Source organism: Mucilaginibacter paludis DSM 18603, assembly GCF_000166195.2.
Lineage (GTDB): Bacteria > Bacteroidota > Bacteroidia > Sphingobacteriales > Sphingobacteriaceae > Mucilaginibacter > Mucilaginibacter paludis.
The window spans coordinates 5,266,978-5,284,153 of the sequence record NZ_CM001403.1; the positions used below are offsets into that span (position 1 = coordinate 5,266,978).

At 40.7% G+C, this 17,176-nt stretch carries 15 protein-coding genes; 6 read left to right on the forward strand and 9 right to left on the reverse strand.

Features of this window, described 5'->3' with window-relative positions:
- Positions 1-104: 104 nt before the first annotated feature.
- Together glgB and MUCPA_RS22315 are read left to right on the forward strand one after the other, a co-directional pair.
- On the forward strand, positions 105-2,306 hold the full coding sequence (gene glgB / locus MUCPA_RS22310) for a 1,4-alpha-glucan branching protein GlgB (protein ID WP_008509482.1): 2,202 nt from the start codon (positions 105-107) through the stop codon (positions 2,304-2,306).
- Between the two features lie 147 nt (positions 2,307-2,453).
- Positions 2,454-3,527 carry an alpha/beta hydrolase family protein gene (locus MUCPA_RS22315; RefSeq protein WP_008509483.1) on the forward strand — a complete coding sequence of 358 codons (1,074 nt, stop codon included), beginning with the start codon at positions 2,454-2,456 and terminating at the stop codon, positions 3,525-3,527.
- Between the two features lie 172 nt (positions 3,528-3,699).
- On the opposite strand, the gene MUCPA_RS22320 is transcribed toward MUCPA_RS22315, so the two are convergent.
- The 4 genes from MUCPA_RS22320 to pfkA form a co-directional block, all read right to left on the reverse strand.
- Positions 3,700-4,071, reverse strand: a complete 372-nt coding sequence (locus tag MUCPA_RS22320; protein ID WP_217220316.1) for a transposase — start codon at positions 4,069-4,071, stop codon at positions 3,700-3,702.
- Positions 4,072-4,597: 526 nt separating this feature from the next.
- Complete coding sequence (gene gap / locus MUCPA_RS22325; protein WP_008509485.1) at positions 4,598-5,593, reverse strand: type I glyceraldehyde-3-phosphate dehydrogenase; 996 nt, start codon at positions 5,591-5,593, stop codon at positions 4,598-4,600.
- An 8-nt stretch (positions 5,594-5,601) separates the two neighbouring features.
- Entirely contained in the window at positions 5,602-6,450 is an 849-nt protein-coding gene (locus MUCPA_RS22330; RefSeq protein WP_008509486.1) for a hypothetical protein, read from the reverse strand.
- A gap of 4 nt (positions 6,451-6,454) precedes the next feature.
- A complete protein-coding gene (pfkA, locus tag MUCPA_RS22335; protein WP_008509487.1) occupies positions 6,455-7,435 on the reverse strand; it encodes a 6-phosphofructokinase in 981 nt (326 codons plus the stop codon).
- Between the two features lie 128 nt (positions 7,436-7,563).
- On the opposite strand from pfkA, the gene MUCPA_RS22340 reads away from it, so the two are divergent.
- Positions 7,564-8,259, forward strand: a complete 696-nt coding sequence (locus MUCPA_RS22340; RefSeq protein ID WP_008509488.1) for an NUDIX hydrolase — start codon at positions 7,564-7,566, stop codon at positions 8,257-8,259.
- Between the two features lie 189 nt (positions 8,260-8,448).
- Here the strand turns inward: MUCPA_RS22340 and MUCPA_RS22345 are convergent, their stop codons facing one another.
- Positions 8,449-9,309, reverse strand: a complete 861-nt coding sequence (locus MUCPA_RS22345; RefSeq protein WP_008509489.1) for an N-acetylglucosamine kinase — start codon at positions 9,307-9,309, stop codon at positions 8,449-8,451.
- An 885-nt stretch (positions 9,310-10,194) separates the two neighbouring features.
- On the opposite strand from MUCPA_RS22345, the gene MUCPA_RS22350 reads away from it, so the two are divergent.
- Both MUCPA_RS22350 and MUCPA_RS22355 read left to right on the forward strand, forming a co-directional pair.
- The gene (locus MUCPA_RS22350; protein WP_008509490.1) at positions 10,195-10,812 is read left to right on the forward strand and encodes a TetR/AcrR family transcriptional regulator; all 618 of its coding nucleotides are present in this window, start codon (positions 10,195-10,197) and stop codon (positions 10,810-10,812) included.
- Between the two features lie 201 nt (positions 10,813-11,013).
- Positions 11,014-11,205 carry a hypothetical protein gene (locus MUCPA_RS22355; protein WP_040626272.1) on the forward strand — a complete coding sequence of 64 codons (192 nt, stop codon included), beginning with the start codon at positions 11,014-11,016 and terminating at the stop codon, positions 11,203-11,205.
- A gap of 77 nt (positions 11,206-11,282) precedes the next feature.
- On the opposite strand, the gene MUCPA_RS22360 is transcribed toward MUCPA_RS22355, so the two are convergent.
- Positions 11,283-11,684, reverse strand: a complete 402-nt coding sequence (locus tag MUCPA_RS22360) for an OsmC family protein (RefSeq protein WP_008509492.1) — start codon at positions 11,682-11,684, stop codon at positions 11,283-11,285.
- Positions 11,685-11,748: 64 nt separating this feature from the next.
- Entirely contained in the window at positions 11,749-12,282 is a 534-nt protein-coding gene (locus MUCPA_RS22365; protein WP_008509493.1) for a DinB family protein, read from the reverse strand.
- A gap of 358 nt (positions 12,283-12,640) precedes the next feature.
- Here MUCPA_RS22365 and MUCPA_RS22370 point away from each other — a divergent pair, with 358 nt between their 5' ends.
- Positions 12,641-13,480 (forward strand): DUF707 domain-containing protein, encoded by an 840-nt coding sequence (locus MUCPA_RS22370; RefSeq protein WP_008509494.1) that lies wholly within the window; start codon positions 12,641-12,643, stop codon positions 13,478-13,480.
- Between the two features lie 333 nt (positions 13,481-13,813).
- On the opposite strand, the gene MUCPA_RS22375 is transcribed toward MUCPA_RS22370, so the two are convergent.
- Both MUCPA_RS22375 and MUCPA_RS22380 read right to left on the reverse strand, forming a co-directional pair.
- Positions 13,814-15,868: a S9 family peptidase gene (locus MUCPA_RS22375; protein ID WP_008509495.1), complete on the reverse strand. Its 2,055-nt coding sequence runs from the start codon at positions 15,866-15,868 to the stop codon at positions 13,814-13,816.
- An 8-nt stretch (positions 15,869-15,876) separates the two neighbouring features.
- Positions 15,877-17,166, reverse strand: coding sequence for a nucleoside recognition domain-containing protein (locus tag MUCPA_RS22380; RefSeq protein ID WP_233276781.1), 1,290 nt, complete (start codon positions 17,164-17,166; stop codon positions 15,877-15,879).
- Positions 17,167-17,176 lie beyond the last annotated feature (10 nt).

A 17,176-nucleotide genomic window follows, 5' to 3' on the forward strand; every position in this document is an offset into this window, starting at 1 on the left:
TTTCTCTATTTGCAATCGGGATTAATACATTAACTTGTGCAAAAGTTACGATTGTGAAATCAAATAACCTGAATTGTTGTTAGCTCAATATATATTAGAGTACCATGGCTAAAAAAGCGAACCCTAAACCCACTAATCCAAACGTTGAACCAATTGCAGAACCCGTATTAAAGGCGCAAAAAGTTAAAGCATCTCCTAAAAAGGCAGTTGCTGACGCTCTTGTTAATCAAGAGGTAAAAGCAAAGGCAGCTCCCCAAAAGGCGGCTGATAGTCCCGCTAAGCAAGTTAAGGCAAAGATGTCTTCAAAAAAAAACGTTACAGCTTCTGTAAACCAGGAGGCCGTGCCTAAGCCAGCCCAACAGGTGGTTACCCATATAGATGTGCCTTTGGTTGAGCCGCTAAAGGCAGTAGAGCCTTACAGCTTATTGACCGACTTTGACATAGGATTATTTAAGGGTGGTAAACACTTTAAGCTGTACGAAAAACTGGGCTCGCATGTGGTTACGCATAAAAATGTGGTAGGTACTTATTTTGCAGTTTGGGCACCTAACGCGCAGTTTATTTCGGTTATTGGTAATTTTAACGGATGGAACCGAGGTTCGCACCCGCTATATGTACGCTGGGATGGTTCGGGTATTTGGGAAGGCTTTATCCCGAACGTAGGCGATGGAGAAACGTATAAATATTATATCAAGTCGTCAACAGGTGAGGATCTGGAAAAAAGCGATCCATTCGCACTTAGATGGGAAGAACCGCCGCGTACTGCATCAATCGTTACCCATACTTATTATGAATGGGATGATAGCGAATGGATGAAAATTCGCAAAAAGCATAACGCGTTAAACGCACCCTATTCGGTTTACGAAGTGCATTTTGGCTCCTGGGCACGTGGCCCCGAAGACCCGAATGTGTTTTTAAGCTACCGCGATATGGCCGGTAAGCTGGTGCCTTATGTTAAAGAAATGGGCTTTACACACGTAGAGTTTATGCCTTTAATGGAGCATCCTTTTTATCCAAGCTGGGGGTACCAGATTGTGGGTTTCTTTGCGGCATCGTCAAGATATGGCAGTCCGCAGGATTTGATGTACCTGATCGAAGAATTTCATAAGGCAGGCATCGGCGTTATTTTTGATTGGGTGCCCTCGCACTTCCCCGGCGATGTGCACGGTATCTACAAATTTGACGGTACTCACTTGTACGAGCACGCTGATCCCCGTAAGGGCTATCATCCCGATTGGACATCGTATATATTTAATTATGGCCGCAATGAGGTTAGGGCATTCTTAATCAGTAATGCCTTGTTCTGGCTTGACCGGTACCACATAGATGGCTTGCGGGTTGATGCTGTAGCTTCTATGCTTTACCTTGATTACTCACGTAAACAAGGCGAATGGGAGCCGAACGTTTTTGGAGGAAATACTAACCTTGAAGCCATCTCCCTGTTAAAGGAATTTAACGAGGCCGTTTATAGTCATTTTCCGGATGTGCAAACCATTGCAGAGGAGTCAACCTCGTTTAGAGGAGTAAGCCGCCCCACATTTCTGGGTGGTTTAGGTTTTGGCATGAAATGGATGATGGGCTGGATGAATGATACCTTGAAATATTTTAAGGAAGACCCTATCAACCGGAAATATCACCATAACAAGATCACCTTTAGTACGGTATACGCTTTCACCGAAAACTTTATGCTGCCTTTATCGCATGATGAGGTGGTATACGGCAAAAAATCAATTTTAAGAAAAATGCCGGGCGATGAATGGCAGCAATTTGCTAACCTGCGCTTGTTATACAGCTATATGTTTACCCACCCAGGCACTAAATTGATGTTTATGGGTGATGAATTTGGACAAAGCTCAGAGTGGAATTTCAAATATTCGCTCGACTGGCATCTGCTTCAGTTTGCTCCGCATCAGGGTGCCAAAGAAACGGTAAAAGCTTTAAATTATCTGTATAAAAGTGAACCTGCTTTATATGAGAGAAATTTTGGTGCCGATGGTTTCCAGTGGATTGATGGTGGCAACGCCGCAGATTCGGTATTGGTTTACAGCCGTAAAGGTAACGACCCGAAAGACGACCTGGTAATTATTTTGAACATGACGCCGGTAACGCGTAAAAACTACCGCATTGGCGTACCGCAAAGCGGCACCTGGAAAGAGATATTCAATTCGGACGATAAAAAATTCTGGGGTAGTGGATGCATCAATCCTAATCAAATACAAACACAAACAATCGAATGGCAATGGAAGCCAAATTCGGTTGTGCTAAACATACCACCCTTAGGCGCTACAGTGCTTAAAAGGATTTAATGGCATTTGATATTAGTAAACAAAAAGCCGGCAATGCCGGCTTTTTGTTTACTAATATCAAATGGTGATTTTTAGCTTATGCCTTGTAAAAAGGGGATAATTTAATGAGCTCAAAAGCGTAATTTTAAATCGTAATCCTATAGCTCTATGTTCCCTTTTCTAATCAGGTTGAAAGTTGTGCTTCCAAGTATGGTATTGTGTTTATATGTGTCAATTACATTTGCACAGACTGATCAATATCCACCGGCAGCCCAGGTGGCTACCGACTTTCACCGAATGTTGGACAGACCAAAGGTGAACCCCAGGCCACATTTTAAGTCGATAATTACCGACTCTGCCATAGTTGAGAAAGGGAGTATCTACAGCGAGCAGGATGAGCAAGTACCTATCCTGATTTATAAGCCTCTTACTAAAGCAAAAAATTTTCCGGTGGTTATTGTGCTGCATAGCACCGGAGGTAGTAAAGATGGCCGCGAAATAAAAAACATACTTTATCAGCTAACCAGAAAAGGAATAATGGGCGTGGCAATTGATGCTCGTTATCATGGAGCGCGTATTCCAGGTGGAGCACATGGCTCGAAAGAATATGTTGAAGCAGCCACCCAGGCCTGGGAAAATACAGAGCCGGCTAAGCAACCCCATCCCTTTTTGTGGGACACCGCTTATGATCTGTGGCGCTTAACTGATTACTTAGTTACCCGCGCCGATGTGCAGCCCAAGCGTATCGGCATGACGGGTATTTCCATGGGTGGGATAGAAACCTGGATGGCCGCATCTGTTGATGCCCGGATAAAGGTTGCCGTACTGGATATTGCCGCGCAAAGTTTTAATTGGAGCCTGGAAAATAATCGTTGGCAGGGGCGCGCCCGTACCATACAAGCCACACATTTAAGGGCCGCAAAAGATTTGGGCGATACGGTTTTAAATCAAAAAAATGTGAAAGCTGTTTGGGATAAATTGCTGCCCGGAATTACAGAAGAGTTTGATTGCCCGTCGATGCTCCGTTTGTTTGCACCAAGGCCGCTGCTGGTGTTAAGTACCGAAAAAGATGCCAATTGCCCGCTGCCCGGCGCTCAAATAGCATTTGAATCGGCAAGAGTAGCTTATACGGCGGTGAATGCGGAAAAGAAATTGAAAATGGATATCGCAGTTAACCAACCCCACCGGGCTACACCGGAGCACATGAAAATGTTAGTTGACTGGTTTGTGAGATGGTTGTGAAATGAGGGTGATTGCTCATGTGAAATTGTATCGCTTCTAAGAGGCAAAATATTCTTTTCCCAAGTCGGTGTCCCCACCGACTTTAGCCCGGCGGTTTCTCAAGCCCGGCGGTTTCCCCATTCCCAAGCCCTTCCCCAAGTCGGTGTCCCCACCGACTTTACCACGGCGGTTTTTAAAATATATCCCTATAATCCGTTAACCAGTTAAACCGATCATCGTCTTTTTCATAAAAAGAGCATGAAGAGAACTCGTAGTCGTTTGGATCATCAACCAGCGACCAATGGCTTTGCAGCGGATTATGATGAATATAATCCAATTTTTGTTCGCATATTTCTCGGCTGAATATTTCAATTGGCAAGGCATTACGTTGCCAGAACTGATAATCCCGGCTATTACGCTCAACCTTGAATGATTCTAATAATAAGTCGGTTTTGCGTAACTCGTGTAAAAATTGGTGCCCGGTAAATTTCATGAAACTCACGTATGGCATTTCTTTACCATTTATGGCTATGTTTTCAAATAGCAGGTGTATGTGATTTGGCATGATAACGAATCCGTATACTTTAATCTTTTTATTCTCGACAAGAAATTTCAGGCTATTTAAAACGAAGAGCTTGAATTTTTCAGGTCCTAAAAGTTTTTTCCAATGGAGTATGGTTGCTGTGTAGAAATATACGGTATCTAATTCCATCTGATTAAGATGGCGATTTCTTATGGCAAATGCAATTTTTCTGAATGGAAAGTAATCGGTGGGGACACCGACTACGGCGAGTTGTGTTGTACCTGGGATGAAAAGACTGCCTGAGAAAATCTGCAATGTGGAAGACGGGAAGTCGTCGGTGAGGACACCGACTGCGGCGGGGGATACGTGGCATGAAAAGCTGCCTGGGAAAGATTTGCAAATGTGAAAGATGTGAAATCGTCGGTGAGGACACCGACTACCCAACAGGTTAGTTTAAACTCCCCAGATCCACTTTTTCCCCAAGTCGGTGTCCCCACCGACTTTACCTACCCCAAAACAACAAAGCCGGCTATTAACCGGCTTTATCTATCAATAATATATTCTGTAATTATAACTTACCAACTTCCTGAACCATATCGATCAGTTTGTTTGAATAGCCCCATTCGTTATCGTACCATGATACCACTTTTACAAAGTTATCATTCAGCGCTATGCCGGCTTTGGCATCAAATATCGAAGTGCGTGCATCGCCTTTAAAATCTTCAGATACTACGTCATCTTCGGTATAGCCTAAAATGCCTTTTAATTCGCCTTCAGAAGCATCTTTCATGGCTTTTTTAATTTGCTCGTAGGTAGCACCTTTTTTCAGGCGTACGGTTAAGTCAACCACAGATACGTCGGCAACCGGAACACGGAATGACATACCGGTTAATTTACCTTTTAACTCAGGGATTACTAATGTTACCGCTTTAGCAGCACCGGTTGATGATGGGATGATGTTTTGGTAAGCACCACGGCCACCTCTCCAGTCTTTAGCTGATGGGCTATCTACTGTTTTTTGAGTAGCTGTTACAGCGTGTACAGTGCTCATTAAGCCTTCTTCAATACCAAAGCTATCGTTCAATACTTTAGCGATAGGGGCAAGGCAGTTAGTAGTACACGAAGCGTTAGATACGATAGTATCTTCAGCAGTTAACAATTTGTGATTAACACCCATTACAAATGTTGGGGTATCATCCTTTGCAGGGGCACTCATCACTACTTTTTTAGCACCGGCGTCAATGTGTTTTTGTGCGGTTTCTTTAGTTAAAAATAAGCCAGTTGATTCGATGATCACCTCGGCGCCTACTTCTCCCCATTTTAAATTTGCAGGATCTTTTTCTGCAGTTACACGGATGGTTTTACCGTTTACAACTAAATGGCCACCTTCTACAGCAATAGTTCCTTTAAAAGGACCATGAGTTGAATCGTATTTTAACATGTAAGCCATGTAATCAGGCTCAACTAAGTCATTAATACCAACAATTTCAATATCGGCTCTTTCAATAGCTGCTCTAAAAGCTAAACGACCAATACGGCCAAATCCGTTAATTCCTATTTTCATGATTTTTTCTAATTTTTATTTGAGTAATATTTTAATAAGTTATTGATAGGTTCTTTAATAATGTTGCTTACTGTAATGTTGAGTTCTGCAGCAGTTTCAAGCAAATAATCCTGAAATTCGGCTGCTACAGTGCCCGTGAAAAATACAGGGGCGCTGGGTTCATCTTGTAATAAGGGCGTAACATAATTAGTGATGAATTTTTTAAATCCCGCTTTGATCTGGTTTTTGATATACACGTCTTCCCGGTTTTCAGAATAGAAATCTGTGAACGAACTCAGGAAAAGTGCTGGATGTGGCTGACGGTACACTTTCTCTAATATTTGTTTCCTGTCGTAATCATAACGCCGGGTGAACCTTTTTGTTATGGTTACCGGCAAGGTTTCGTTCATGAAATTCTTGAGTAAGGTTTTACCTAACCAGTTTGCCGAGCCCTCATCGGCTAAAATATAACCTAAACCGTAGTTATTTGGTTTTATTTTTTTACCGTCATAAAACGCGGCGTTGCTGCCACTTCCCAAAATACAAACAATGCCTTTTTTTTCTTTGCAGGTAGCTATGGCCGCGCCTAATACGTCGTGTTCTACAAAAATCCGAGCATTTTTAAAAAATGTGGCTAAGCTATTGCTCACCATCCCGATCCTTTCCGGAGATGAAGCTCCTGCGGCAAAAAAGTATATTTTTTTTATTTCTTCGGCGTGATGTATGAGGTTGATATTTTTATTGAGTAGCTGAAGGATGAATTTTTCATCATTTAAATAAGGATTGATGCCCTGAGTTTTGAAGGTAGCCACAGTTTTATCCTTGACGGCCAGGCGCCAGTCAGCAAAATGTGAACCGCTGTAAACTACTGCAATCATTTAATTAAATTGATAATACCTTAACCATCTCCATCAAATCGTCTTCCAGTTTAAATTCGTGGTTGGTTAATGCTTCTTCCAGTTCGGTTAACACTATTGAATTGCCGCGCAGGCCAACCATTTTCTGACTTTCGCCCCTTAATAAGGCGTTCACTGCTGCGTAACCCAACCTGCTGCCTAAAATACGATCGAAGCTGCTGGGGCTTCCGCCGCGTTGCAAGTGGCCTAAGATAGTAACTTTAGTGTGATATGATTTAATCCGGTCCTTAACTATTTTGGCAATATCATATGCGCCGCCGTGGTGATCGCCTTCGGCAACAATCACGATGCTTGATGATTTATTGGGTGAACTTTCCAGATCATTGATCAGGTCGTCAAGCGCGGTTTCGGTCTCCGGCAGCATAATCGCTTCGGCACCTCCGGCAATACCGGCCCTTAAAGCAATGCAACCCGCATCTCGGCCCATCACCTCAACAAAAAACAAGCGGTCGTGCGAGTCTGCGGTATCCCTTATCTTATCCAAAGCCTCAATAACGGTATTAGTTGCGGTATCGAAGCCCAGGGTATAATCAGTTCCGTAAAGGTCGTTATCAATAGTACCTGGTACGCCCATTACAGCAATATCGGGGTATCTTTTTGAGAAACGCAATGCGCCGGTAAACGTTCCGTCGCCGCCTATAACCACCAATGCGTCAATTTCGCGCTCCTTTAAATTTCGGTAAGCAATTTCCTGGCCCTCATCGGTTTTAAATGGCATGCAGCGCGCCGTTTTTAAAATTGTTCCACCAAGATGTAATATATTACTCACCGAGCGGGTTTTCATTTCGTACATGTTGTTGTCTATAAGTCCCTGATAGCCCTGCATAACGCCAAAGGCTTCTTTATTGTTATAGATCGCTGTGCGTACTACTGCACGGATGCAGGGGTTCATACCGGGCGCGTCACCACCTGACGTTAAAACAGCTATTTTCCGGATATTTTGCATGGGCAATTGGCTTATTAAAGATAAGCGAAGATACTGTGTAAAACTTACACTATGTAAATTTATTTTTTATTTTTTTTGAATGGAATTAACACTCTATATTTATTTTTTTTAATTAGAACTAAAAGCTTTTGGAAACAGATCTACCTAAGTTTGATTCGGCGTTTTCTATCGACTTCGTAATTTTTGGATTTGAGGCCGGGGAACTGAAGGTTTTGTTGATTGAACGAAACCAGGAACCATTTAATGATTGGTGGGCTTTGCCCGGCAACCTGGTAGAGAATAACGAAAGTTTAGATGATGCTGCTACGCGTATTTTGTTTGAACTTACGGGCTTTCGTGATATGCACATGGAGCAGTTTCATACCTTTGGTAGTGTTAACAGGCACCCTTTAGGCAGGGTAATTACGGTGGCTTATTATGCATTGATCAGGATAATTGGCCAAAAGGAGATCAGGCCGGTTACCCAATATGCCAAGAAGGTAAGCTGGCATGCCATTAATGAGCTGCCGAAACTCGCGTTTGACCATGATGAGATATTTGAAAGCAGCATCCAGAAACTAAGGCGCAGGCTGGGCTATCAGCCCATTGCATTTGAGCTGTTGCCAGAAAAATTTACACTTACCCAATTGCAGCTGCTTTACGAAGCCATATTGAATAAAAAGCTTGATAAACGCAACTTTCGTAAAAAAATGTTGAGCTACGGCTTTTTAAAAGAACTGGATGAGAAACAAAAAGGTGTTTCGTACCGGGCGGCAAAGCTTTATAAATTTGATCGCCGTAAATATTTTAAGATATTCCAGAACGATTTGAACCTGGAAAGTTGATAGTTACTGATTTTAGATAGGCTTTTAATCGTCAGCGCTTTAATTGCTGTCAGTTCCGTTTCGGTGTTTGGGTAAATAAAAAAGCGATGAGGCTTGCTCATCGCTTTTTTATTTTGTGGGGCGCCGCCTTAAAAAGTTTGTAAGTAAGGTTTTATAAAAGCCCTTCCTGGCTACTTATATGGCCGATGCTTATAATTTGGTAGGGGCAAGTTCCAGGTGGTATTTAACCAGGTTGTCTATAGGCGAGCGTATAATGTTACCCATTACCATACCGTTTTCGGTTACTACCTCTTCCAGCACATTGCGGAAGTTATAGCCAACTGAACCAATACAGTTAAAAGTATAGTTTTGGTAATTGGGGTAATGGGTTACCAGGTTACGGAAAAAATCCTGGAACGATGTTTTAACAAGGTTACGTGAATACTCGATATGAACGTTATTGTCGTAAACAAATTTACTGAAGCCTGCACAAAACCGGTTGGCTAATGGCTTGGTGTATACATTGTCAATAACATCGTCTGGCGTTAATTTATAGGTTTCCCAAAAAAGCTGACGCACAGGTTCTGGCATATAGCCACGTACATAATCTCCCAAAAGCTTTTTACCTATATAACAACCGCTGCCTTCGTCTCCTAAAATATAAGCTAACGAGTCAATGTTGTGTGTAATCTCTTTGCCGTTGTAAATGCAGGTATTGGTACCTGTGCCCAAAATAGCAGCAAAGCCTTCATTGATACCCAATACCGCCCTGGCTGCCGCAAGTAAGTCGTGGCCTATGTTTATCCTGGCGTTAACAAAAACCAGGCTCATGGCATCTTCAACTATTTTTTTCTTATCGTCAACGGAGCAACCTGCGCCGTAATAATTTACCTCCGTTATTTTTTCAATTTCCAGATCGGTTGGTAGATTGTCCTTTAACGACTGAACAATATAAGCAGTACTCGAAAAGTAAGGATTATAACCCTCCGTGTTGAAAAGTATCTTTTTTTGTTCATCGGTGATTAAACACCAGTTAGTTTTGGTTGAGCCGCCGTCGGCAATGATGATCATATGAGCGTTAATTTAATAAGACCTTAAAAGTATGGTTTTACTAAGTGTGAAAGAAACACTTAGCAGATTAATTTTAGCGTGAAATTATTATTATTTTGCAATATGTGTGCGTAATTAATCGATTGGTAGTTAATTTGTTGATTATCAGTATATAAATATAAAATGTTGTTTTTACGCTTATCGTTAAAAACGGACCTGTTGTTGTTTTAATCCCCTACCAACGACTCTTCTTTATTGTCATATTAATGTCAGTTTGGTCAATTGGATTGAATTAGTTTATTTTCAGAAATAATGTTAAATTCATAATGAATTGAATTGTATTACACTTCCACTTTAAATTATTTACTAATAATTAAGCCACTGGTTGCCATTTCGATACTTAACTTGAGCCCTATTAGGCATTTGTTATGAAACAAGGATCAGCTTTGTTCCGTTAACGTAAATAAAACCAATTTATAAATTAAAGGGGGCAAACATGTTAGCATTAATTATAGTACTCGTAGTAGGTAATATTTTTCTTGGCATCTATCGTGCTGAAAATAGAAGGCACAGCCACTAATCAAAAACAAAAAGGCTGTTTTTATATTTCATTGAAGCAGCTTTTTTGATATCTTTTATTGATCGCCATGTGTTTGTTGATAGCGTTCAATATATGATGTGAGCCTTTATCTGGAAAGTTAAAATGGTGGTACCAACACCATTTTCGATTGTTTTTTATTCGTTTTATTGCTTCATTGGGTTTTTAACCAAATACTTACCTGATTAATAGCGGTTAGGTATCGAAAATTTGATAAATTTGTTCAAAAAGTAAAACTATTTGTATCAACTGCAACTTAATTGACGTTATGTTGTTTAGTACATAAGGTTAACTGAATTGAATAATTGATGAACATTGCTATAGATCCGCACGATATCAAGAAGGAAAGAATTTTAGATTCCGCCTACAACCGTTTTTTACATTATGGTTATTCTAAAACAACCATGAATGAGATTGCAGGAGACGTTTCTATGTCTAAGGCTTTGCTTTATTATTATTTTCCGGATAAAAGCCAATTATACGTTGCCGTGATGCGTAAGCTGGCTAATAGTTATTTAAAAAAGCTTACCAGCAATTCTGATGGCTTTCATAATCTCGAAGAGGCATTTATTTTTCAAATCGATACCCAGCACGATTTTATCGTGACTAACTATAATTTCTTTGATTTCTTCAGATTAAATGAGCAAAACTTGCCCGACGCGATATGGGAGATAATAGAAGAGCTTCATTCTGCCGAAATTGAACTTCTAAGGAATGCAATTGTTAAAGAAGCCAAAAAGAAAGTAATCAGGCCGGTAGAAAATCCGGAGGCTATTGCCGATATTCTGCTGGATGCCTTACACGGCGTGAGGGTAAGGGCCGTTTCTCAAAAAAAGAAGTTTTTTCCGGGTAAGGATCAACTGGAAGAAATACACCAAAAGCGTTTGCTGTTAGTCAATATTTTTGTGCGTGGCTTAACCAGTTAAATTTAATGACTTATACGTTAGTTTTTTGATTTTTGCTACCGAAATTCTCGTTTTAATTATTATAATTGAATTAAACATCTAAAAACAATGGTTGTTTTTAGATGTTTACAGTAATATTAACCAAACAAGGGCTGGCTATAAAAAACTACTACTATGAGAATCTCGTCAGAAACTTTGAAAAAATTTCATTTAGTTCCTAAAATGAAATTGAAAAAAACGCTGTACAAATTGGCTAACAACTATTTTATTGAAACCGAAGATGTGGAAGACAAAACCCATTATGAAATGTATTGGGAAAATTGGGGTCGCAAAATTCGTTTCAGCACAGGAACATTTAAAAATGAGGATGATTTTATCTATCACGTTGAATATGCTTCAACTTGTAATGGATAAACCATCGCACTCATTAAAAATAAGAAACAAACCGCTGTAAAGCGGTTTTTCTTTTTTTAATGTAGCTGTAAATACTATCAACTGGTTACAACTTTAATGTCGCCAGTTAAAATTTTATGTATAGGGCAAACATTGGCTATATTAATCAGCTTTTGATGTTGTTCATCGTTAATATCGCCTTTAAAAATTAACTTCCTGTCAATCAGCGTTCCAGCATCTGTTTTGTATAGCTCCAGTTGCACCAATATTTCGTCTACTATCCACATCTTACGGTCAATGTACATGCGTAGCGTAATGGCTGTGCAACTACCCAGGCTGGCCAATAGTAAGCTGTAAGGGTTCATGCCGGTGTCTGTACCCATTGCGCTTTCCGGCTCGTCAGCAATAATAACATGATCTGCCGAACGGATGGTGGTTTGATAATGGGTACGTTTAATTTCGGCCTCGGCACTAACTATAGGCAGTAATTTAAAATTCATTTATAAAAGTACAATAATCTGTAAATAAAAAGCAACCGGTTTAGGGTTGCTTTTTAAGGCACTCTTAGTGCATTAAAGCGTGGTCGAGCTCAGAATTGTAAAGGTCCGTATCAATGGCCGAGTGGTTAGCCTGCCAGAATTTTGACGATAATTTAAATATTTTGAAAAGGTGGTTCGATTCATGCAAAACAAAAAACTCAACCCATTGGCAAAGATTCATTTTGCCGTATTTGGCATGTGTTGCTGTGCGCGAATATTGTCCTTCGGGTAAGTCGGACAATAAGTTTGTCAGATCTTGCCTGATGCGGTACAGATCATGTAAAAGCGGCCCGGTTGATTTGGATACAAAGAAGCGGAACTCGGTATCTTTATCCCCGTCATAAGGCTCAAAATGCGGATTGGATTCTTCCAGTATTTGCACCACTCGACTGTAAAAAATGTATTGATACCTGGCCAAATGGGCAATATTCTCGTGTATCGACCATTTATTTTTGTCGATGCGGTTATACAAAGCCTGTGGCGGTAAATCATCAATATAATGCCTGATAATTTTGTGCTGGTTTTGCAAACGGTTAAGGGTTTGCTCGTGTATTTTCATTTCAGTAATTTTTAATAACAGTGTCAACAACAAGCACAATCCGTAATTACAGAAGCCTAATTGTTAACAGAATACATTAGTACATAATTGGTTTATATTGATAAAACGTTTAAAGCTATGCCGATGTTTTGTTATCGCCAAAAATTATTACTGAATAAGATTAATGATAAAATTGAATTAACATTTTGATAATGTTACCGGTATTGTGCAGACTGTTTATAATCTAAATGGTTGTGTGAGTAATTTTGACATACCATCACAGCTATTTTTAACTCTACACCTTCGCTAAAATATATTAAAAATTTTTTCGACCAATGATTTAGTATTACCTTGCCTGTATTAATAAGTGCCCCAATTAATGCGAAAAAATATTATAATTGCTCCATGCGGTAATAGCTTGTCAACTTTTAAAGACCATTGGTTAAAAGATGCCGATTTGCGGAATTTTGACGTGTGTTTATTGTTTTATCATCAAAATATTGACTATCCATCATTATATGCGGACGTTGATTATTTTTTCCACTTAAAGGATTTTAAATACAAAATGATCCATCAATTATTAACCGAGATAAAGCCCGGGTTGTTGGACCAATATGAATATTTTTATTTTATTGACGATGATGTTGTTATTGATACATTAAGCATTAACAAAATGTTTGATATCGTAAGGGCTTTTGATCTATGGATTGGACAGGCATCTTTAACAAGTGATTCGTATTGCAGCTGGCCTATATTAAAACATAATTCTGATTGTTTTATACGCTTTATTGGACAGGTTGAAGTAATGGCGCCTGTATTAAGCCGTTTTGCTGTTAAACAATGTTTATCAACTTTTACTATAAATAATTCGTCGTGGGGCATGGATAGTGTATGGAGTAAATTGCTCGATTATCCAACTGATAAAATAGCCGTTGTTGATGCCATACAGATGAGGCATATTAACCCTGTGGGCGGCGGGGAACTTTATAAAAAAATAAATGAAAATCCGCATCAGGCTTGGGATAGTGCTGTGAAAGATTTTGATGCGATAAAAAATTCATTTACAGAGTATGGCAGGCTCCTGATTGTCAATAACAAGAAGAACCGCGTTTTGCGTACCTTAAATAGATTGAGCGAAAAAAAGAACAAATTAAAACAAGCTTATCTGGATTATGGCCTGTCATACCGGATAAAAAACAGGTTAGGAATAAAAATATAAAGCTATATAGTTAGAGGTTCTGTTTGTTGCCTAATTTGTAAACCTGTTTTACTTCGGGAGTTAACAAGCAACGCATGTGCCTGGTTAAATACGCCGCTTTAATGTAGCGCCCATGCATATTAATTACCTTTCAATGATAACGATGCAATTTGGGGCCATGCGTTAAAACATAAGCATGGTCAAGTATTCCATCGGTACAGCTAAAAAGTGTACCCGGCTTAGCTTAATACCGATTGAATACTTGTAGGTATTGTCGTAACACTTGCTTTTTAAATCTTTTCTTTTGGCCGGATTGCGAGTTATATGTTGGTTAAAAATAATTGTTTTTAGGGGTTATAAGGTTTCCTTCAGCCAGTCAAAAAACTCCCGCTGCCATAAAATAGCATTTTGTGGTTTAAGCACCCAATGGTTTTCGTCGGGCAGGTAGATTAATTTGGATTTAATGCCCCGCAATTGAGCTGCCTGGAAAGCTTGCAAACCTTGCTCAATAGGTACGCGGTAATCTTTGCCGCCCTGAATGATCATGATGGGCGTATTCCATTTATCAACATAGTTGCTCGGGTTAAACTTGCTGTATGACCGTTGCGCCCGCATGTTGGATTTGTCCCAATAATTGCCGCCGATATCTTTATTGGCAAACCAAAGTTCTTCGGTTGTTCCGTACCAACTTTTTAAATCGAATAAGCCGTCGTGCGCTATAAATGTTTTAAAACGCCCCTCGTGTACACCAGCCAGCATATAAACCGAATATCCTCCGTAACTTGCGCCAACGCAACCTAAGCGCTCCTTATCCACAAAGGGCTCTTTAGCAATATCATCAATAGCGCTTAAATAATCTTGTATCGGCTGGCCGCCCCAGTCGCCGCTAATCTCACGGTTCCATTCAACACCGTGCCCCGGCATGCCGCGGCGGTTAGGTGCTATAACAATGTAGCCCTGTGCCGCCATCAACTGGAAATTCCAGCGGAAGGAGTAAAACTGCGACAGGGCCGATTGCGGTCCGCCCTGGCAATAAAGCAGCGTGGGATACTTTTTTGTGGGATCAAAATCCGGTGGATAAATTACCCAGGCCAGCATATCTTTTCCGTCGGTGGTTTTAATGTGGCGTTCGTCAACCCGGCTTGTCATCAGCTTGTTATAAGCTTTATCGTTAATATCGCTCAGCTTGTGCATATTGCCGCCCGGTAAATTAACCGAATAGATCTCAGCTGCATGGTTCATGTCGGTACGGGTTACCAATAATTGATTACCCGATTGGCCGATGATGGAAGTAACATCCCACTGCCCTTTGGTGATCTGCACAATTGATTCTCCCGAAGGCGAGGGTTTTTTAACATCCACACTAAAAAGTTGTTCGGTGCCGTTATGTACAGCTATAAAGTAAATTTTCGAATCATCCTTGCTAAACGTAAACGAGCTGATGCTCTCGTCCCACTTTGCGGTAAGGTTAACCTTTATCCCGGTTTTGATGTCTTTGATAATGATGTCGTTCTTATCGGCCTCATAACCATCCTCTTTCATGCTTAACCAAGCCAGGCGGTTACCATCATGACTAAAAGAGGGTTGGGTATCATAGCCATTCATCCCCTGGGTAAGTTCCCTGGTTTCGTCGGTAGCTATGGTATATTGGTACAGGCCTGTATTGGTACTCTGGGCATAATCCTTACCCGATTTTTTTTTGCAAACATATAACACTTGTTTACTATCCGGGCTAAATATCAGGTCTTCAAGCCCGCCTGCGGGTTTTTGGGGCGTATCAAAAGCCTCGCCGTGCATAATATCTTTTTCATTGCTGATTTTTCCGTTATCGTAATCAGCCAGAAATACGTGCGAAAACTTTCCCGTCGACCAGGTATCCCAGTGGCGGTAATTAAGATCGGTAATTACATAAGCGGTAGCTTTAGGTAAATCGGCATAGCGGTCTTTCCCTAAAACCTTTTGTATTTGTACATCGCGGGTGTACATTATTTTTTTACCATCGGGCGATATCCGGATGTTATCAAAATCATCCTGTTGGTTAACCGTAAGCATGGCCAGGTTACCGCCATCGCTGTCCATTTGCCATATGCGGCCATCGTACCAATAGGTAACCCTGCCGGTAAGGGCATCTATTTTTAGTATAGCTTTGCTACCCGGCTCGTTAGTTAACTGCTGTACAGGGCCACCGGTAACCGGCACACTAAACAAATTAGGTTCGGCTTTATTAAGACCCATATTATAGGTAGATACACTGTAGATGATATTTTTTTCATCGGGCGTAATAATACCGGAACCAAAACGTCCCAGTTTCCAAAGCAGTTCGGGTGTCATTTTTTGTGAGGGCTGAGCGGCTGTAATTAAAACATTTGCAGTAAGCAGTAAGGAGCTCAATAGTACTGATTTTTTCATGATCATAATTATCCAAAAAATAAATAGGCAACAAATATAGCAGCAATTACGCCTGCCAGGTCGGCAATTAATGAAGCGGGTATAACATAGCGCGAATTTTTAACGCCCACCGATCCGAAATAAAGTGCTACAATGTAAAATATAGAGTCGGCAGAACCGTATAATACGCTTGATAAATGGCCCACAAAACTATCTGCGCCAAAAACCTTCATATTATCCAGCATCATGGCTCGTGCTCCCGAGGCGCTTAGCGGGCGCATTAAAGCTATAGGCAATACATCCGTAAAGCGGGTATCCATATTAAAATGGCCAAATATCCATTTAAAGCCTTCGCCAACATAACCCAGCGCTCCCGATGAGCGAAACACCGCTATAGCCGCCAGCATGGCTACCAGGTAAGGTATTATTTTAACAGAGGTTTGGAAGCCGCCTATGGCACCCTCAATAAAGGCCTCAAATACATTTACCTTTTTAAACAGGCCGCCCAAAATAAAAATAAGCGGTATAATATAAAGCATCAGGTTGCTGGCCACTTTAGAGAAAGTGCTGATCTGCTCTTTATTAAGGCAAACCGTAAGGTAAATAACCAATAGCGCTATAAAAGCGGTTAAGCCAGTTAGCCAGCTCAAAATAACTTTATCAAACAGGTTGATTTTTTGCTTAATAGCCACTACCAGTAAACCAACAATACTGGCTACATAGGTGGCTATGATGCAGGGGATAAAAATATCGGTCGGGTCTTTAGACAGCATAATGGCCCGTTGGGCTATAATGCTGATGGGTAAAATAGTGAGGCCCGATGCGTGCAGCACGGCAAACATAATCTGCGCGTTGGTAGCGGTTTCCTTATCTGGATTAAGTTCTTGCAGGCTGCCCATCGCTTTTAGGCCGAGCGGGGTGGCGGCGTTATCCAAACCCAATAAATTGGCCGAAAAATTCATCATCATGTGGCCCGTAGCCGGATGGTTTTTGGGTACCTCCGGAAATAAGCGCTGAAAAAAGGGGCCAACTATGCGCGATAAAAAATTAATGGCGCCAGCTTTTTCGCCAATGTTCATAATGCCGAGCCAAAAAGCCATGGTGCCGGCCAGTGGCAGGGCGATATCCATCACTGATGATTTGCTCGAATCGAAAATGCCATCAACCAACAACTTAAAGGCTTCCGTGTCGCCTAAAAATATCAACTTACATAAGGCTATAATAAAAGCGATAACAAAAAACGCGATCCAGATATAGTTAAGGGCCATGCAGAAGTTTAAACTTTGAAGATAATTGTTTTTAGCGAAACAATAATACATTTTTTAATTA